The sequence below is a fragment of the Xanthomonas sp. NCPPB 3200 genome (assembly GCF_056393585.1).
Window position 1 is genome coordinate 3,436,940 of record NZ_CM150785.1, and the last position, 19,302, is coordinate 3,456,241.

At 68.5% G+C, this 19,302-nt stretch carries 14 protein-coding genes; 4 read left to right on the forward strand and 10 right to left on the reverse strand.

All coding sequences use genetic code 11. From position 1 onward, the window contains the following. Positions 1-3: 3 nt before the first annotated feature. Positions 4-576 (forward strand): sigma-70 family RNA polymerase sigma factor, encoded by a 573-nt coding sequence (locus AC06DU_RS14970; protein ID WP_104576486.1) that lies wholly within the window; start codon positions 4-6, stop codon positions 574-576. After that, positions 573-2,213 carry a hypothetical protein gene (locus AC06DU_RS14975; protein ID WP_478202730.1) on the forward strand — a complete coding sequence of 547 codons (1,641 nt, stop codon included), beginning with the start codon at positions 573-575 and terminating at the stop codon, positions 2,211-2,213. The genes AC06DU_RS14970 and AC06DU_RS14975 overlap by 4 nt, the downstream gene beginning before the upstream one ends. 45 nt (positions 2,214-2,258) lie before the next feature. On the opposite strand, the gene AC06DU_RS14980 is transcribed toward AC06DU_RS14975, so the two are convergent. The 8 genes from AC06DU_RS14980 to pilG form a co-directional block, all read right to left on the reverse strand. After that, on the reverse strand, positions 2,259-2,831 hold the full coding sequence (locus AC06DU_RS14980; RefSeq protein WP_478202731.1) for a GNAT family N-acetyltransferase: 573 nt from the start codon (positions 2,829-2,831) through the stop codon (positions 2,259-2,261). Between the two features lie 223 nt (positions 2,832-3,054). Then, the gene (locus AC06DU_RS14985) at positions 3,055-3,531 is read right to left on the reverse strand and encodes a chemotaxis protein CheW (RefSeq protein ID WP_024940325.1); all 477 of its coding nucleotides are present in this window, start codon (positions 3,529-3,531) and stop codon (positions 3,055-3,057) included. A 35-nt stretch (positions 3,532-3,566) separates the two neighbouring features. Then, the gene (locus tag AC06DU_RS14990) at positions 3,567-4,748 is read right to left on the reverse strand and encodes a chemotaxis protein CheB (RefSeq protein ID WP_054591004.1); all 1,182 of its coding nucleotides are present in this window, start codon (positions 4,746-4,748) and stop codon (positions 3,567-3,569) included. A gap of 7 nt (positions 4,749-4,755) precedes the next feature. Beyond that, a complete protein-coding gene (locus tag AC06DU_RS14995) occupies positions 4,756-12,009 on the reverse strand; it encodes an Hpt domain-containing protein (RefSeq protein ID WP_478202732.1) in 7,254 nt (2,417 codons plus the stop codon). 113 nt (positions 12,010-12,122) lie between these two features. Beyond that, the gene (locus AC06DU_RS15000; protein WP_016904289.1) at positions 12,123-14,159 is read right to left on the reverse strand and encodes a methyl-accepting chemotaxis protein; all 2,037 of its coding nucleotides are present in this window, start codon (positions 14,157-14,159) and stop codon (positions 12,123-12,125) included. A gap of 39 nt (positions 14,160-14,198) precedes the next feature. After that, on the reverse strand, positions 14,199-14,729 hold the full coding sequence (locus tag AC06DU_RS15005) for a chemotaxis protein CheW (RefSeq protein ID WP_003482487.1): 531 nt from the start codon (positions 14,727-14,729) through the stop codon (positions 14,199-14,201). After that, positions 14,729-15,091 (reverse strand): response regulator, encoded by a 363-nt coding sequence (locus AC06DU_RS15010; protein ID WP_024940328.1) that lies wholly within the window; start codon positions 15,089-15,091, stop codon positions 14,729-14,731. Before AC06DU_RS15010 ends, AC06DU_RS15005 begins: the two co-directional genes overlap by 1 nt. Positions 15,092-15,108: 17 nt before the next feature. Continuing rightward, positions 15,109-15,510 (reverse strand): twitching motility response regulator PilG, encoded by a 402-nt coding sequence (pilG, locus tag AC06DU_RS15015; protein WP_024711139.1) that lies wholly within the window; start codon positions 15,508-15,510, stop codon positions 15,109-15,111. A gap of 238 nt (positions 15,511-15,748) precedes the next feature. Here pilG and gshB point away from each other — a divergent pair, with 238 nt between their 5' ends. Continuing rightward, positions 15,749-16,699, forward strand: a complete 951-nt coding sequence (gene gshB / locus AC06DU_RS15020) for a glutathione synthase (protein WP_478202733.1) — start codon at positions 15,749-15,751, stop codon at positions 16,697-16,699. Further along, positions 16,696-17,571 (forward strand): energy transducer TonB family protein, encoded by an 876-nt coding sequence (locus tag AC06DU_RS15025; RefSeq protein ID WP_065032655.1) that lies wholly within the window; start codon positions 16,696-16,698, stop codon positions 17,569-17,571. The genes gshB and AC06DU_RS15025 overlap by 4 nt, the downstream gene beginning before the upstream one ends. A gap of 84 nt (positions 17,572-17,655) precedes the next feature. On the opposite strand, the gene AC06DU_RS15030 is transcribed toward AC06DU_RS15025, so the two are convergent. Beyond that, positions 17,656-18,570, reverse strand: coding sequence for an ADP-ribosylglycohydrolase family protein (locus AC06DU_RS15030; RefSeq protein ID WP_478202734.1), 915 nt, complete (start codon positions 18,568-18,570; stop codon positions 17,656-17,658). Next, on the reverse strand, positions 18,567-19,286 hold the full coding sequence (gene tsaB, locus AC06DU_RS15035) for a tRNA (adenosine(37)-N6)-threonylcarbamoyltransferase complex dimerization subunit type 1 TsaB (RefSeq protein ID WP_024940332.1): 720 nt from the start codon (positions 19,284-19,286) through the stop codon (positions 18,567-18,569). Before tsaB ends, AC06DU_RS15030 begins: the two co-directional genes overlap by 4 nt. Between the last annotated feature and the right edge of the window lie 16 nt (positions 19,287-19,302).

Sequence of the window (19,302 nt, forward strand, 5' to 3'; positions counted from 1 at the left end):
CGCATGCAACCTGCCGACCTTGCGCATCTTCCCGACGAGGAGCTCATGCTCCTCGTCGCCAATGGTTTTGTCGAACAGCCGGCCACCGAGTTGTTCACGCGTCACAACCGCGCCCTGTTCAACTTCCTGGCCTGGTTGTGCGAAGGCAACCTGAGCGAAGCCGAAGACCTCGCGCAGAAGACCTGGGTCAAGCTGATGACCCGCTGCAGCGATTACCGCCCCGGGCAGGCCGCCTTCACCAGTTTTCTGTTCCAGATCGCGCGCAACGGCTGGATCGACACCCGTCGCAGCGCCTCTCACAGCACCTCGGTGGCGCTGGACGACGCGCATCTGCAGCTGCCCGATGACGATCTGTCCACCGAGCAGCTGGCCATGCTCGGCCAGCAACACCATCGCGTGCGCGCCGCGGTGATGGCATTGCCCGACGCACAACGCGAAGTGGTGGTGCTGCGCTTCTTTGCCGAGCTCGGCGTCGACGAAATCGCCCAGGTGATCGGCGAAGGTTTCGAGACCGTCAAGAGCCGGCTGCGCTATGCATTCGCAAAGTTGCGCCTGAGCCTGGACGCGACCCGATGAGCCAGTCCTTCGAACGGTTTGTCGCCGGCAGCGACGGGCTTGCCGCACTGCTGCGTGCACTGCCGGCGCATACGCCGCCAGCGTCGATGCAGGCGTGGTTCGCACAGGCCGCACGCAACGCCGATGCCGAACGCGCGGCAGTGCATCCAACGCAGGACACCTTGCAGTTCGAAGCACCCGCCACGATGGCGGCGATGTTTGCGGCCGCCGCCGCGCAGGCGGAGCAGGCGCAGGCCGTACGGCGTGCTGCCGTGCAGGCGCGTCTGGCACAGGGCCAACCTATCGATCAGGCCGGGACGACGAATCTGAGCGAGTCCGCGCGTGCGTGGATCGCCGCGCAACCGCTACACGCCGATACGGCAGAGCTGCGTCCGACCGCGCGTGTGGCCGCAGCAGCAGCTGCGTCGCTGGCTACGGCGGCACCGGCATCTGCGCAGGAAGCCGGAGCTGCCGCGCTTCCCGGGCCTGATAGCGCGTCCACATCCACCTCCGATGCATCGGCGCAGGCGCAGGCATCAGCAGCCACAGCAAGCTCAAACCCTGCCCCTGCCGGCAACGCAGCCGCCCGCCGGCGCAGCAGCCGTCGCCCGCGCTGGATGCCGACGCTGGCCTTCGCTGCATCGATCACCCTGGTGGTCGGCATCGGATTGCAGTGGCAGGCCAGTCAGCCCACCGCGGAGGCGCCGCCAGCGGCTGCAGTCGGGACGGCAGTCGTCGAACCGTCGACAGTTCACCCAGCCAGGCGCGCGCCTGAGCAGGTCGATCCCGGCGCAGAGCATGTGTTGGTTTTGCCTGCGATGCCGGCACCAGCGGATGCCGAAGTCCCCGAAACCGCAGCGCGCCCGAGCGCGGCAGCGCCCTCCCCGCCGCCAGCGCCGTCCCCCCTGCCATCGCCCGCCTTGGCCCCGGAACCAGTCAGTGCACCGGCGCCTGCCGCAGCTGCGCCATCATTCGACTCCGCACTCGCCGCCGACCCCACGCCAGGCACTGACCTGCAATCTGCCGACGCGCAGCCTTCTGCGGCGCCTGCACCAGCTCCAGCCCCCATCGCCGCACTCCCCGAGGATGCGTCGGTGACTGGCTCGCTCGCAGCCAGTGCCCGGCGCGGTGCATCTGCAGCACCTGCCCCCATCCCGCCCTCGCCCGCACCGGCATCGCTGCCGGCCCCGATGCCGGTGACCGAGCAGGCGCAGATCGTCATCAGCGCAACAGACGGCACGCTGCAATCACGCGCGCCTGGCGCAGGCCAGCCTGCACCGCTGCGTGTGCTCCATGCGCCGTTGGCGCAGACGGACGCCGCCCGCGCAACACCGCCAACCAGCCAACCAGCCTTCAGCACCACGGCGGTCGACGCCGGGATGTCTCGAGCAAAATCTGCTCCGGTGCGCATCGCGCCGATAAAGCGCGCCATGCCACCGGCCGACTGGCTTGCGCGCCACGCCGCCGCCGACGATCACGCGCCGGCTCGGATCCGCATCCTGGCCGCCACACCCGATGCACCCGAGGTGCAGAACTGGGCCAACCGACTGCGCGCGCGCCTCCGGCAACGCGGCTGGTCAACGCAGGTGGAGGTCTTGCAGGATGCAGGGCTCGAAGCCGACCAGCTGCGTGTCGAGCCGCTGACCGCCACCCCCTAGGTCACCGCACCGCGCGCATCGCTGTACCCGCCTGCGCAACCGGGCTCACGCACCCGCCGCTGGAGCGTCGTCGCGCAACCTGCTGGTCAATACATGGTCGCGCCAGATACCGTTCAATTGCAGATAACGGCGCGCATAGCCTTCGATCTGGAATCCCAGCCGCTGCAGCACACGCGCACTGCGCAGGTTGTCGGGGACGTATTGCGCCATCACCCGATGCAGGCCAAGCGGGCCGAACGCAAACCCGATGCCCTGCGTGGCCGCCCACTGGATCAAGCCGCGCCCCTGCTGCTGCGCATCCAGGCCATACCCGAGATGACAGCCCTGGAAGGCACCGCGCTGGATCTGGGTGAAGCCGACCGTGCCGATCACCTGCGCATCGCGCAGCAACACCAGTTGCAACTCGCGCTCGCCCGGCACCGCGGTGCGGTAGGCGATGCTCAGCCGGCGCCAGCCCTCGGTGGTGTAGAACGCTGGTGGCCGCAGCGGCATCGCCGCGGCCAGATGCGCGCGATTACGGCTGTGGTAATCGGCCATCGCGGCCGGATCGACGATGGCCAGATCGCACAGCAGCACACCGTCGGCGTGCTCGACCGGCGCGAAGACGGGAAGACTCATGACAGCCGCGGGCGCGCCTTGCGCGCGGCGTGCGAGTTGTGTGGAGCAGGCTGACACATACGGATCACGCCCCCGCAAACGGTTGCCCTACGGCAGCAAGACATACCAGCCATCTGCCCACTGCACGCAGCGCGGCGGCACTCGTCAGAGCAGCGCGGCCTCTACCCGATCCTCATCCCGGCACTGCCCGCAACCGGGCAGGTCGTCGCCCGGCAATGGCGCTTTAGGCGGCAACCGCCGCAAGCGCCTGCGCAACCTGCGCCTCAATCGCATCCAGATTCGGCAGCAGCGCACTCTGCTCGCCCAGCAGCACGCGCATGTGCACGCCGTCGGGCAGCGCATCTTCGGAGGCGTCGGCCAGCAGGCCGTCGCGCGGCACCGAGATCAGCTGCGGGAACGAGGCGGTGAGCAAGGCGAAATACGGCAGCACCGGATTGCCGCCCAGCGCCTTGAGCACGATGACCTTGTTGTTGACCGCCGTAGGCTCCTCGCCCATGCCGCTCAAGCGCGCAAACGACAGCAGCGGCACCTTCCAGCCGTACCAGTCGATGCGCCCGACCACCCAGCGCGGCATCTCGGCCATCGGCTCGACCGCCACCCGCGACATCACCTCGGCCACCGTGGCGTTGGGCAGCAGCACGCGCTCCTGGCCGGCCTGGATCAGGACGCCGCGGATTTCGTCATTGTTGGCGTAGCTCATCGCACCTGTTCCGTTCTTGAGAGGAAGCGCCCGGCTTATGCCGGCCAGCGCTGCGCCAACGCCTGCGCCAGCTGCGCAGGGTCGCCGGTCAGAATGCCCTGGCGCGCCAGACGCGCCGCCGCGGCCGGGTCGTAGCAGCCGTCGGCGGATTGACCGGCCAGCCAGCCGCCCTGCTCGGCCAGCGCCAGCGCGGCCTCGACCAGCGCCTCATTGGCGCCGCTGAGCATCAGCACCGCGCTGTCGGTCGGCGGCAACGCGGCCACCAGCCCGGCCGGATCGGCCTGCGCGACAAACGCCAGCGCGCCGGCATGTTGCTGCACGCCGATGTCGTCGGACAGCACGTAGACCTTGCCCGCCGCAATCACCTGACCGGCTTCGCCCAGTTCGACCGGCAATGCCGACACGCGCCCCATCTGCCGCACCAGGTTGCCGTACTGGCCGCCATCCAGGGTCATGCGCACCAGCACGGCGCGCGGAAACGCCGGCGGCAGCGCGGACAGCAGGCGACGGATCGCATCCGGGCCGCCGATACCGGCCAGTACCAGCACCGCACCGGTGGTGTCACCGGCCTGATCCAGCTCCACCAGCGACAGTCCGCCGGTCGACAACGCGTCCATGTTGAGTTCTGCACGCGGGCGCACCACCACCGCGACCTCGTCGACCAGGCCCCAGGTACTGGAATCGCCCAGCGTCAGGCCCGGCGTGTCGGCCGCGGCCTCGGACGTGTCCACGCCCCGTGCGAACAAGGCATCGCCGGGCACGCTGTCGAACGCATGCGCGGCTGCCTGCAGATGCTGGTCCAGCTGCAGGTCCGAATGCTGCCGCGGCGCCAGTTCCAGGCCCGGTTCGGGCTGCAGCGACGGCTCGCTCTCGGTGCCTGGCGGCAGTACGTCGGCATGGCCATGCAGCTTGGCGGCCAGATGGCGCACCCAGCGCTGCGCTTCCCAGCCCTCGCGACGCACGGTCAGCTCGGCCTCGTCGAAGATCACCGTAACGCCGGGCATGTTGAAGGCCGGCTCCAGCGCTTCGAGCGCGTCTTCGATCGACGGCTCCAGCGCGACCAGCACCGCCACCGGCTCGGCATCGCGCAGCATCTGCACATCTACCGCGGAGGGCTCGTCTTCCAGCACCACGTGGGCGCCAGCCAGGCCGAGCGCTTCACGCAGGCGCTCGCGCGCCTGCCCGGGGCGGCCCAGCAGGGCGACCGGAGTTCCCATTGCGCCATTATTCTCGGACACGGGCGATCCCCAGCAGGTCATACACGTTTCGCATCAGATCCAACTCTTGGTAAGGCTTGCCCAGGTAACGCTGCACGCCGATCTCGAAAGCGCGCTGGCGATGCTTCTCGCCGCTGCGCGAGGTGATCATCACGATCGGCACCGCCTTGAAGCGCGGGTCGGCACGCATCGCGGTCGCCAGCTCGTAGCCGTCCATGCGCGGCATTTCGATGTCCAGCAGCATCAGGTCGGGCACGCGCTCCTGCAGCAGTTCCAGTGCCTCGACACCATCGCGTGCGGTGGTGACATCCAGATTGTGGCGTTCCAGCACGCGGCTGGTGACCTTGCGCATGGTCAGCGAATCGTCCACCACCATCACCAACGGCACCTGGCGCTGCGATTCGGCCGGGGTTTCCGGCGCCGGACGCGCCGGCTGGCTGAGATAGCGGCGCACCAGCGGGGCCACGTCCAGGATCACCACCACGCGGCCATCGCCGGTGATGGTGGCGCCGTAGATGCCCGGCACCGAAGCGATCTGCAGGCCCACCGGCTTGACCACGATTTCGCGGTTGCCCAGCACCTGATCGATCGCCACCGCCGCGCGCAGGTCGCCCGCACGCACCAGCAGCAACGGCACCTGTGCCTGACCATCGGCACGCGCGGCGGCCTGGCCGACCAGCGAGCCAAGATCGTGCAGCACGTACTCCTCGCCGGCGTAGTGGTAGCCGCCCTCGCCCGACTCGTAGCGGCTGCGCGAGATGCGGCCGATACCGCTGACCGACGCCACCGGCACCGCGAAGGTGGTATCGCCGATGCGCACGAACACCGCCTGGGTGACCGCCAGCGTCTGTGGCAGGCGCAGGGTGAAGGTGACGCCCTGGCCGCGCACCGAGTGGATGTCCACCGAGCCGCCGAGCTGACGCACTTCGTTGCGGACCACGTCCATGCCCACGCCACGGCCGGCCAGCTGGCTGACCTGCTCGGAGGTGCTGAAACCGGAGGCGAAGATCAGCCCATCCAGTTCGGCCTCGCTGAGTTCCTGGCCGGGTTCGATCAGGCCGCGCTGCTCGCCGCGGCGACGGATCGCCTCGCGGCCCAGCCCGGCGCCGTCGTCGGCCACTTCCAGCACGATTTCCGAGCCTTCGCGGCGCAGACGGATCGCGATGCTGCCCTCTTCCGGCTTGCCCGCGTCGCGCCGTTGCTCCGGCGCCTCCAGGCCATGCGCCACCGAGTTGCGCAGCATGTGTTCCAGCGGCGCAACCATGCGGTCGAGCACGTTGCGATCGAGCTCGCCCTGGGTACCTTCCAGCAGCAGATGCACCTGCTTGCCGGTATCGGTGGCGGCCTGGCGGACCACACGGCGCAGACGCGGCACCAGGCCGTCGAACGGCACCATGCGCGCACGCATCAGGCCGTCCTGCAGCTCGGAGCTGACGCGCGACTGCTGTTGCAGCAAGCCGTCGTATTGACGCGAGAGATCTTCCAGCACGCCCTGCAAGCCGCCCAAGTCGGCGGCCGATTCGTTCAGCGCGCGGCTGAGCTGCTGCAGGGTGGAGAAGCGGTCCAGTTCCAGCGGATCGAAGGTGCGATCGCCCTGATCCTGCTCGCGCTGATAACGCGCCACGATCTGCGCTTCGGTTTCCAGATCCAGACGACGCAACTGGTCGCGCAGACGGGCGTTGGTGCGATCCAGTTCGCCCATGGCGCCGCGGAAGGCGCCCATCTGCTGTTCCAGGCGCGAGCGGTAGATCGCCACTTCGCCGGCGTGATTGACCAGGCGGTCGAGCAGGTCGGCACGCACGCGCACCTGTTCCTGCTGCGCGCGCGGCAGCAGTTCTTCCTCGACCTGGCCGTCGACCGGGATGGGCGCCGACAGCGGTGCCGGTTCCACCGACGCCTTGGCGATCGCACGCACATCGGCGTCGCTGGGCTCTGCGGCATTGCGGCCACGGGTACGGGTTTCGAAGGCTTCCACCAGGTCGGTCGGCATCGCCACGGCGCGGTGCATGCCGGTGCGGGTCAACAGCTGATGCAGGCGGTCGAAGCCGCGCTCGAACAGGCGCACGTCATCGCGGTCGATGTCGGTCCGGTTGGCCGCCACCGCTTCGAGCAGCGATTCGATCGCATGGCCGAGGTCGCCGATGGCGTTGATGCCGGCCATGCGCGCGCCGCCCTTGAGCGTGTGCAGGTCGCGCTGCAGTCCGTTGAGGACCTCGCGGTCTTCCGGCACCTCGCGCATGCGGGCGATCAGACCATCGCAATGGTCGAGCAGGTCGCGGCCTTCCTCGACGAAGATGTCGACCAGTTCACCATCGAGCTGGTCGAAGTTGAGCGGGCCGGTATCGAAGGCTGCGCCCACGTCGCTGGCGGCGCTATCGGCCGCTGCGGCGTCTTCCACCGGCGCGCTGAAGCCCACGGCTGCGACGTCTTCGTGTTCGCTTGCGGAGTCGGTAGATTCGACTTGCTCTGCGTGTCCGACTTGTTCGGTGTATTCGCCTTGCTCGGGATGCTCGACAGCATCCGTTGCGTTGGCAGCCTCGAGCGTCGCGTCTGCGTCTGCGTCTGGATGCTGCGCGTGGACCTCGGCATCGGCATGGGTATCCACCTCGGCGTCAGCAGCGACGTCCGAATGCAGCTCCGGCGCAATGTCCGACTGCGGATCACCGGTCTCTTCGACCTGATCGGCCACCTGCGCCATCTCGAAGGCTTGCACCGATTCGATGGTGTGTTCGGGTAGCGCTTCGGCAGCCTGCTGTGCGTCTGCAGCGTGGTCTGCGTCTGCGGGCTGTTCCACCTCTGCAGTCTGTTCTGCCTCTGTAGCCTGCTCTGCTTCAGCGTGCTCTGCTTCGGCCTGCTCTGCTGCTGGGGTCTGCTCTGCTTCTGCAGCGTGCTCGGCTTCCGCAACGTGCTCAACTTCGTCGGCATGCGCGTGCGCGTCCAGGTGTTCCTGCTCGTCCGAATCGACATGCGCTTCCGATTGCGCAGCCTCGTCCGTATGCACAGGTTCCTGCAGGTGCACCTGCTCGCCCGACCGAGCATGTTCTTCGGAAGACGGATGCTCGCTCAACTGCGCGGTGTCTTCCACCTGCAACTGGTCGCCAAGCTGCGCGTCGGCATCCTGCGGCAACGCGGCATCGCTGTGCTGCGCTGCCTCGTCGACGGGCGGCTGCGCGTGCGCACCGATAGCCTCGTCGTGCGGGGTGGACACGTGGTCGCCCTGCCCGGTCGACTCGCCGTCCAGCGCCGCGCTGTCCGGCGTCCAGTCTTCGCTGGTCGCCGCTTGCGTGTGGTCGGCCAGCGGGGCCTGCGCATGCACCGCTTCCAATGCCTCGATGGTCTCGACAGGCGCTTCGTCCGTGGACGCCGCGTCATCGCTCAATGCCGCCTCGGCATCCTGCGCGCTTGTGTCACCCTCGAGCTGCTCGTACTCGGCAGCGTGCTCGCCCGGCGACTGCTGCTCGGCCTCTGCACGCTCGGCAGCAATCTCCCCCGCTTCGGGTGCGGCGAGCGTCTGCGCATCGCCCAACGCGGCTTCCGCGTCGGACAACTCGTCCACTGCCACGTGCTCGCCAGCTTCCGGCACGTCGCCTGCTTGCGCATGCGACGCCGCCTCGACATGGCCAGCCTGCTGCAATCCGGTCGCATCCCAGGCATCGGCGTCGACCACCGGCTCATCGGCCGGCGTGTCGTGCGCATCGACGCCAGGCGACTCGGCTTCGGCTTCGTGCTGGTGCTGGGCAGCATCGCCATGCGAGGCCTCGGCGAGCTGCTCCGCTCCCGCATCGGAGGCGACTGCACCCCCGGCCGGGGCCTGCGCAGTCTCGACCGAATCAGCAACCTGCTCCTGCTCCAGCGCAGCAAGGTCAGCCGTCTGCGTCTGTTCGTGCGGTGCCGGTGCGTCCAGCGCAAGCGACGAGGTGTCTTCAGCCTCGGCCTCGGCCAGCTCGTCCACCGCGATCGCTGCGTCGGCATCGGCGTGCGCATCGGCATCCGCTGCGTCATCGGCGGCATGCACGGGCGCGCTGTGATCGCTCGTATCCGACGGCAGCGCGCTGGCGTCCAGATACTGCGACAGATCCTGCGCGCCGGTCAGCTCGACCGCCGACTCGCTGCTGACCGCCATCTCGCCCGGCGCATCCAGATCTTCCAGCTCGTCCAGGAACGCCTGCGGTGGCCACTGCGCTTCCGGCAGCGTCTCCACCAGCGCGCGCAGGCGTTCGCTCAACGGCGCAAACGACGGAATCAACGGCGCATCGGCGCGCAAGGCGGTCACGGTGGTGGCGATTGCCGACGCCGTTGCGGCAATGGCGTCGATGCCCTCCTGCGAGGGGAGCAGCGACGCGGCAAGCAGACGCTTGACGTAGCTCTCGGCCGGCGTGGTCACCAGCGTGATTTCCGGCACGTCGGTCATCGCAAACGCGCCACTCATGGTGTGCACCGCGCGCAGCAATTCTTCGCTCGCCAGCTGCGGCTCGGCCTGGTTGGCCTGCAGCCATGCGTTGACGGTTTCCAGGTGGGTGGCGACTTCGGCTTCCAGGATCTCGCGCAGCACGCTGTCCACCGAAGCCGGTGTGCCACCGGTCGCCGCGAACACGCCTGCCGCTGCCGGAATGAAGGCGACATCCGCAGCCACCGGCGTTGCCGGCGCGGCCACGTAATAGACTTCTTCGCCCGCGGCCACACGCTCGGCAACTGCCTGGATGTCCGGCAGATCGGCGCTGATGCGGCCCTGGTCGCGCAATGCGGCGTTGAACTGCGGCAGCACTTCGTAAGCCAGCTCGACCATCGCAACTACCGCCGGGCTGGCCGGCCGCGAGTTGTCGAGCACGCGGTTGAGCATGCTCTCGATCTTCCAGCTGAACTCGCCGAGCACCTGCGCGCCGACCAGGCGACCGCTGCCCTTCAAGGTGTGGAAGACGCGGCGGATCGGGCGCAGGTTGTCCTGGCTGTGTGGCGCGGCACGCCAGACCGGCAGCAGCTGACCCAGATTGACCAGCTCTTCGTCGAATTCCTCCAGGAATACGTCGCGGATGTCGTCGTCGATATCGCTGTCGCCAAAGCCGCCGAAGATGCCGGCATCGGCACTGGCCTGGGCCGCTTCGCTCGCTGCCGGCTCGGGCGCTGCCTTCGCAGTCTGACTGTCGGCATCGGTCGTGTGCTGTACCTGCGGACGCTGCACATCGAACTGCGCGGCGGCCGCGTCGAGCTGGGCCAAAAACGCCGTCGATGCGGCGTCCAGTTCGAACTCGCTGACCACCGCCTGCTGCACGCGCGGTGCGCTCTGCTCGGCGGCGTCGTCGGCCGGGGCTGGCTGCGGTTCGGGCGCGGAGTCGACGAACGGGTCGTCCAGCTCTTGCGGCGCCACGGGCGGCAGCGGCGGCGGCGAGAACGCATCCTCGATGCTGGTCTGCGCGCGGCCGGTCTGGGCCTGCGCGATGAAGTCCAGCGGTGCCTCGCTCTGGTCGGCATCGCCCGGCAACTCGATCTGCTCGATCTGCAGCGGCGTCGGTTCGGCAACCGCCGGCGTGGCGCTGTCGTCCTGCTCCAGCGCACTCAGATCCACGGTGTAGCTGACCTGCGCGGCATCGGCCGACACGCTGCCGTCCTGCTCGGCCAACACCGGGTCGAACACCGAGGTGGCGATCGGTGCGGCGTGCTCGGTGGTTTCCAGCTGCCAGTCGCCGGGCGCCTGCGCGCCATCGTCGGACAGGTCCAGCGGCGCAACCGTAAACGGCACGTGCGCCTGGCCGGAGACGGTTTCCTCGGCGGCGACCGGGTCGAACGAAAACACCGTGTCGGTAGCGGCAGCGCCGGTGTCGTGCACCACGCTGGCAGCGAACGGCGCCTCGACCACGGTTTCGTTGGCCCATTCCAGCGACGGCGTCGGCGCAGCGTCGCTGGCCGCCAGCGCCGGGGCAGCGACCTGCTGCGCGAGCGATGCGGCGAGCTGCTCGGCCACGCTGCCCGGCTGGTCGGCACCGACCGGCAGGTCGGACGGCTGGCCCGAGGGCAGCGGCCAGTAGCGCAGCGTTTCCAGGCTGTTGCGGGTGATGTCCAGGATTTCCTCGCGGCCGGGACGGCGCTCGCGCAGGGCTTCCAGGTAGTACTCCAGGCTGGCCATCGCATCGGCCAGGGTGTCCAGCTGGCGCCCGCTGGGCACGCGCTGCTTGCCGATCAGTTCCAGATCGACATAGCGGCGCACGCCTTCCAGGTAATCGGCCGCCTGCGGCAGCTCGAGGATGCGCAGCGCACCGCCGACTTCGCCGAGCAGATGCGGCACGTCGGCCAGGCGGGCGTGGTCCCAGTTGGTCTCGATGAAGGCGACGAAATGCTCGCGCGCCGCACCGAAATTGGCGATCGCTTCCTGTGCCAGCACGTCCACCGTGCGCCGCACTTCCGAGGAGGTGGCGCTGTTGCTGGCTTCGTTGCCGTCGCCGACATCGGCGCCCAGGCTGGCGACCTGGTCATCCAGCGAGGCATCGACATACAGCAGCGCGCCGGCGATATCCAGCAGCACGCCTTCGTCCATCTGCACCTGGCCGTCGACCACGCGCGCCAGCGCATCGCGCTGCTGCACGACCACATTGCGCGCCACGCCCAGGCCCATCATGCCCAGGGTGTCGGCAACGCTGCCGAGATCCTTGACCTGGGTCTGCAGGTCGGCGATCTCGCCGCCGGTACGCAGGTGCAGGTCCAGCGCGTCCTTGACGCGCAGCAATTCTTCCTTGACCGCGTTGCCGACGGTGTCGAGCAACTCGCGATTGCGCCCGCTCAGGCTGCCGCGGGCATGATCCAGCTCGGCCTCGGTGGCGACGCCGGCCTGCGGATCGAACGCGAACAGCACGCTTTCGCTCAGACCGGGTTGACCACGCGTGGCACGGATTTCATTGAGCAGCGGCAGCAGCACGATCGGGATGTCGCGGTGACCGTTCTGCAGGCGCTCCAGGTAGTCGGGCAGCAGCACGGTGCCGCGCATCAGCATGGCGCAGGCTTCGTCGCGGTCGGCCACCTCGCCGACCTGCACCGCCTGGGCCAGCAGCTCAAGTTCTTCGGCCACCATCGCCGGGGCGTACAGCTCCACCATGCGCAAGGTACCCTGCACCTGGTGCAGATAGCCGGCGCAGAAGCGCATCCGACTGGTGTCGGACGGTTCTTCGGCAAAGTACTCGATCTCGTTGCGCGCCTGGCGCAACGTCTCGTCCAGCTCCGGCTTGACCCAGCCCAGCGCGGCGTGACTCATCGCATCGCGAAGCGCACTCATTGCAGCCCCCTGCCTACGGCCGGGGTACCGCCGAGGCGGCCACCGGTCTGTTCCTGCATCGACGTAACGCTACTACGCGCCATCTGCTGATCCTTTCCCGTTCCGCGTCGTGCTCACGCCGGCAGCTTGAAGTCGGCGACCGAACGGCGCAGATCGGCAGCGAGCTGAGCCAGGTTGCCGATCGACTCGGCCGTCTGCTCCGCACCCTGCGATGTCTGGCTGGTGATCTGACGGATCACGCCCATGGTCTGTGTGATATCCGTCGCTGCGGCCGACTGCTGGTGCGCGGCGATGGAGATGTTCTTGATCAGGTTGTTCAAGGCGTTGGACACGCGCTCGATTTCGGTCAGCGCGGTGCCGGCGTCTTCGGCCAGGCGTGCACCGGACACCACTTCGGAGGTGGTCTGCTCCATCGAGCTGACCGCCTCGTTGGTATCGGCCTGAATGGTCTGCACCAGGCCTTCGATCCGCCGGGTCGCGCCGGAGGTGCGTTCGGCCAGGCGCTGCACTTCGTCGGCCACCACCGCGAAACCGCGACCGGCCTCGCCCGCCGAGGCGGCCTGCACCGCGGCGTTGAGCGCCAGGATGTTGGTCTGCTCGGAAATGTCGTTGATCAGTTCCACGATCGAGCCGATCTCCTGCGAGGATTCGCCCAGGCGCTTGATGCGCTTGGAGGTTTCCTGGATCTGGTCGCGGATCTGGTCCATGCCCTGGATGGTCTCGCGCACCACGCCGGCACCTTCGGCGGCGATCACCACCGAGCGCTGCGCCACTTCGGCCGACTCGGTGGAGTTGCGCGACACCTGTTCGATGCTGGCGGCGATTTCGCTGATGCGCTCGGAGGCGGTGGTGATCTGGTTGGCCTGCTGGCCGGCGGCGTCGGCCAGCTGCATCGCGGTGGCCTGGGTCTCCTGGGTCGACACGGCGACCTTGGCCGAGGTGTCGTTGATCGTGGTCACCAGGTGGCGCAGCTCGTCCACGGCGTAGTTGATGGCGTCTGCAATCGCGCCGGTCATGTCCTCGGTCACCGAGGCCTTGACGGTCAGGTCGCCCTCACCGAGCGAGCTGATTTCGTCCAGCAGCCGCATGATCGCCTGCTGGTTGCGGCTGTTGAATTCCACCTGCGCCTGGTAACGCACGTCCTGCTCGCGCGAGCGTACCCGCACCGAGCTCCAGACAAAGCCGATGATCGCCAGCAGCGCCAGCAGGCCGGACACCACGCCCAGCCAGAAGTTCGGAAACAGGCGCGTGTCGCGCACCGAGCCGAACGCCGAGAACGCATCGAACAGCTTCTTGCTGTCGTCCAGCATCTTGTTCGAGCCGGCGGTCAGCGCGGCGGCCGAGGACTGCGCGGCGAACAGGTTGCGCGAGCTGGCCAGGATGGCGTCGACGTCCTTCTTCATCGTCGCCCACTGCGCCTGCGACTGCTCCAGCGCCGACAACGCGGCCGGGTTGCGCACCGCGGCGATGCCCAGTTCGTCGTTGCCTGCGCGCAGGCCTTCGAGCATCTGCGTGAACACCACCGAGTCGCGTGCCAGCGCATCGCCGGAGGCGGCGGCATTGGCGCCACCGGCGCGCATTTCGGTCACCCGGCGCGCCATGGTGCCGGCGACCACGACCTGCTGCAGCGTGTTGTAGATCTGCGAGGCGGGCGCGCCGCTGACCGTCATCGCGCGCACCACTTCGTTCAACTGCGCCTGCAGCTGCGGCACGCTGCCGGAGAAGCGTTCGGCGTTGCCGGACAGACCCAGCACCGCCGGTTCGCTGGCGATGACCTGATCGGCGTTCTTGCTCAGCGGCACCCAGGTCGCCTTGAGCTGGGCCATCGAACTGGCGACCGAGCCTTCCTGGCCGTAGCGGCCATCCAGTTCGCTGACCGTGCTGTCGATGCGCGCCTTGGTCTCCTTGAACGCGGCAAACGCCTTGGGGTCACCGGAGACCGCTTCGCGGCCCTGGTTGGCCAGCTGCTGCGACAGCACCTGCAGATCGGCCGCGCCGGTGCCGGCACCGGCCAGGCGACTGCCCTGCCAGGTGGCGACGCCGGTATTGGCGCCGAACACGATCATCGACAACACCAGCAAACCAAGCCAGAAGCTGGTGCTGACGCTGCCGAGCTTGTTGGTCTTGCGGGCGTCCGGGGCGGTACTCATGGTTCGACCTCGATCTGTATGACGTGGCGGGGTCGCGGCTTAGGCCGCGGCCTGCCGGAATTCAGGAGTGCGCGACAGCAACGCCAGGGAGAACACACCCCAGTCCTGCGTCTCGTTGCGGAAGGCACGGTCGATGAAGTGGGCATAGCGGCCTTGCGCCAACTCGCCGGGTTCGACCGCCTGGACCTGCTCGAAGCTGCGCTGGCCGTACAGCTCGTCGATGGTCAGCGCGACGTCGCCGCCGCTCTGGCGCATGATCAGCACGCGCTGGCCTTCCTGCAGCACCGTCCGCCGGCCCTCCAGGAACTGCTTCAGATCGATCACCGGGAACAGGTTGCCGCGCAGGTTGCCCACGCCCAGCAGCCAGGGCTGTGCGCCCGGCACCGGCGTGACCGGCGGCATCGGCACGATTTCCGCGACTTCGCGGAAATCCGAGACCAGCCGTCGGGTGCCGACGCGATAGCCGACGCCGCGCCAGATGTCGGCCGAGAACTGGCGTTCCGGCAGCGGCGTGGCGTGCGCAAGACTACGACGCTCGTAGTCTTCGAGAATGTCGAATGGAGAACGCATCAACGCACCAGTTGTTTGATGCGGGCGATCAGATCGTCTTCGCGCGGCGGCTTGACGATGTAGTCGCTGGCACCTTGCCGCAAACCCCAGGCCTTGTCGGTTTCCATGCCCTTGGTGCTGACCAGCAGCACGGGGATGTCCTTGGTGGCCTGGTCGCGCGCCAATGCACGCGTTGCCTGGAAACCGCTCATGCCGGGCAGCACCACGTCCATCAGCACCAGATCGGGCGCCTGGCTGCGAATCAGCGCAAGTCCCTCTTCGGCATTGTCGGTGGCGACGACCGTATGGCCTGCTTTTTCCAGCCATTGACTGAAGACTGCCCTGTCGGTGGGCGAGTCCTCGATCAATATAATTCGAGCCATGTTGCCTTTCCCCCTGGTCAGGCGTGGACGTACGTGCGAATCGCGCTCAGTAGTTCTTCACGGGTGAACGGCTTGGTCAGATATTGCTCGGAGCCGACGATGCGGCCGCGTGCCTTGTCGAACAGGCCGTCCTTGGACGACAACATGATCACCGGCGTCGACTTGAAGAGCTGGTTGCCCTTGATCAACGCGCACGTCTGGTACCCATCCAGGCGCGGCATCATGATGTCGACAAAAATGATCTGAGGTTGCTGGTCGGCAATCTTGGCCAGTGCCTCGAAACCATCGGTTGCTGTCACTACTTCACAGCCTTCCCGCTTCAGCAGCGTTTCGGCGGTGCGGCGAATGGTCTTCGAATCATCGATCACCATCACCTTCAGTCCTGCGAGTTCCCCACCCGCAGCAATGTTTTCAGTCATGCAAATATCCCCGGACGCGCGACGCTTCTTCCCTGCCGGCGTCGCTACGAAACTGCATGTATATCCCAAGACCCGCATTGACTGTCAAGGGTACGTTGCCGGGGGCCCGCCAGGCGGACGTTCCGACCGTGTGCAGCTGCGGGCCGAGCGGCAAGTCGCGCATTCACGACCGGCCGGGCGCGCCATCGCCACCGCTTGAAGTTACCATCGGCAGCCTGTTCTAAAGGTTTAGCTCCCCATGTCGCTCGACGTCGTTGTGGTGATGGATCCCATCGCCTCCATCAAGATCGCCAAAGACACCACCTTCGCCATGTTGCTGGAAGCGCAGCGGCGTGGTCACCGCCTGCAGTATGTGCGTCCCGGCGGACTCAGCCTGCGTGAGGGTCGCGCGGTGGCACAGGTCGCACCCTTGAGCGTGCGCGAGGACAAGGCCGGCTGGTTCACCCTGGGCGAGTTCGCCGAACTGGAATTCGGCTCCGGCCAGGTGGTGCTGATGCGCAAGGACCCGCCGGTGGATGCGGAGTTCGTCTACGACACCCAGGTCCTGAGCGTGGCCCAGCGCGCCGGAGCGCAGGTGGTCAACGACCCGCAGGGCCTGCGCGACTACAACGAGAAACTGGCCGCGTTGCTGTTTCCGCAGTGCTGCCCGCCAACCCTGGTCAGCCGCGACTCCGCCGCGCTCAAGGCGTTCGTGCTCGAACACGGCCAGGCCGTGCTCAAGCCGCTGGACGGCATGGGCGGGCGTTCGATCTTCCGCAGCGGCACCGGCGACCCCAACCTCAACGTGATCCTGGAGACGCTGACCGACGGCAATCGCAAGCTGACCCTGGCGCAGCGCTTCATCCCCGACATCAGCGCCGGCGACAAGCGCATCCTGCTGGTCGATGGCGAGCCGGTGGACTACTGCCTGGCACGGATTCCGCAGGGCGACGAATTCCGCGGCAACCTGGCCGCCGGCGGACGTGGCGAAGGCCGGCCGCTGTCCGAGCGCGACCGCTGGATCGCCGCGCAGGTGGGCCCGGAAATGCGCCGCCGCGGCATGCGTTTCGTCGGCCTGGACGTGATCGGCGATTACCTGACCGAGGTCAACGTCACCAGCCCCACCTGCGTGCGCGAGCTGGATGCGCAGTTCGGCCTGAACATCGCCGGGCTGCTGTTCGACGCGATCGAGGCCGGCGCGGCGCAATGAGCGCGGCCGCGGCACTGCCGGCTCCCATGGACGAGCGCCGCCGGCTGACCGCGACGCTGGTGATCTCGCTGCTGCTGCACGGCGTGCTGATCCTGGGCGTGGGGTTTGCGGTCAGCGAGGACGCACCGCTGGTGCCGACGCTGGATGTGATCTTCAGCCAGACCAGCACCCCGCTGACGCCCAGGCAGGCCGATTTCCTGGCCCAGGCCAACCAGCAGGGCGGCGGCAATCACGCCACCGCGCAACGCCCGCGCGACAGCCAGCCCGGGGTGGTGCCGCAGGACCGCAGCGGGCTGGCACCGCAGGCGCAGCGTGCGACCACGCTGCAGGCGCCGGAGCCGACCCAGACCCGCGTGGTGGCCAGCCGCCGCGGCGAGCAGGCCGTGCCCACCCCGCAGCCGAATCCGCAGACCGACCTGCCCTCGCCCACCGATGCGCAACGCGTGCAGCGCGACGCGGAAATGGCCCGGCTCGCCGCCGAGGTGCATCTGCGCTCGGAGCAATATGCCAAGCGCCCCAATCGCAAGTTCGTCTCGGCCAGTACCCGCGAATACGCCTACGCCAACTACCTGCGTGCGTGGGTGGACCGTGCCGAGCGCGTCGGCAATCTCAATTACCCGGACGAGGCGCGCCGGCGCCGACTCGGCGGCAAGGTGGTGATCAGCGTGGGCGTGCGCCGCGACGGCAGCGTGGAAAGCAGCCGCGTGCTGGTCTCCAGCGGCACCCCGGCGCTGGATGCGGCAGCGCTGCGGGTGGTGCAGCTGGCGCAGCCGTTCCCGCCACTGCCCAGGACCAAGGACGACGTCGATATCCTGCAGGTCACACGCACCTGGCTGTTCCTGCCCGGCGGCGAGCTGCACGACGATCGTTGAGCCATGGCGCGTCCCGACAGGGACGCGTCTTTCTGCGGCATGCCTTCCCGGCAGACTGCGTTGGCCAGTGCGTTGCGCGCGGCGTTATGCGGCCTGCGCGGCTGCGTACAGCCGGTCGGCCAGCTCGACGATCGCGTCCGCGTCCTGCACACGCGCGCGCCAGGCGGCGGGGATCCCGTCGATGCCATGGAATGCCCCGGCCAGCTGACCGCAGATGGCCGCGGTGGTGTCGGCATCGTCGCCCAGGTTGGCCGCACGCAGCACCGCATCGGCGAACGTGTCGGTGGTGGCGAAGCACCAGAGCGCCGCCGACAGCGCATCGACCACATAGCCGGTGCCGCGGATCCGGGCGGCGGGAACTGCCGCATGGTCGCGCACCGACAACGCACGCAGCGCCGGTGTCGACAGCCCTTCGCAGCGGGCCTGCAACACCTGCTGGCGCTGGCCGCCGAGCAATGCGGCACGCAACTGGAAGGCGAACAGCCGGCAGGCATCCAGCGCTTCGTCGGCAGCATGCGTGGTGCGCGAACTGTCGGCGGCGCGCTCGCCCAGCTCGTCGGGGCGGTGCGCGTAGTACATCGCCACCGGCGCCAGCCGCATCAGCGAGCCATTGCCGGCCGAGCGCGGATCGGTGCTGCCGCTGAAGGCCGGGCCGCCATCCAGATAGCGCTCCAGTGCCTGCCGCACGGTCGCGCCGATATCGAAGCAGCTGCCGGTGCTGCTGAGATAGCCGTGCTGATACCAGTTGCAATAGCGGTTCATCTGGTCGGCGGCGTCGAAGCCCTGCCGATACAGCAGGCTGTGCGCCAGGCACAAGGCCATCGAGGTGTCGTCGGTCCACTGCCCGGCGCGCAGCGCGAACGGGCCGCCGCCGCGCATGTCGTCGATCGGCGTGAAGCTGCCCGGTGCGCAGAATTCCAGCGTGGTGCCGAGCGCATCGCCCACCGCCAGGCCCAGCAGGCAGCCGCGGAAACGCGCGCGTTGCAGGTCGTCGGTCATGGCGCGGCGCCGGCGGCCTTGGCTGCGCGTGCGGCCTGCTGCTCAAGCAGGGTCAGCGCCACGTTGTCGCGCAGATACGCCGGTTCCACCCGCTCCGGCGCCACGCCCTCGCCGCGCAGCAACGCCGGCACGGCCAGCGTCAGCAGGTCGGCGGCATGCGGCAATGCGGCGGCATCGATGCTGCTCAGCCGGGTCGCAAATCGTTGTTGCAGCACTGCCTCGGCAGCGGCGAACCCGCTGCCGACACCGGCAAAGCGCTGCAGCGTGTCCGGCACGACGCACTCCTGCGGTGCGCAGACCACTTCCGGCATCAGCTCCCGCAGCGTATCGCCAGCGCGCGCGAAGACGCCAGCGTACACCTCGCCCATGCGCGCATCGATGCAGGCCAGCACCTGCGTCGCCTCGGCGGGCGCGCGCAGGGCCAGCACCTGCAGCGTGGACACCGCCAGCACCGGCACGTCCAGGCCCAGCGCGATGCCCTGCGCAATGCCGATCGCCAACCGCACGCCGGTGAACGCGCCCGGGCCACGACCGACCGCAATCGCGTCGAGCTGGCGGCGCGCGATGCCGGCGTCGGCCAGCAGTTGCTCGGCCCATGGCAGCGCCAGTTCGGCATGGCGACGCGGCGCCAGTTCAAAGCGCTCCAGCACGCGGCCATCCACATGCAGCGCGACGGAACAGGCTTCGGTGGAGGTCTCGAACGCGAGGACTTTCATGGCAGGACCGCAGGCA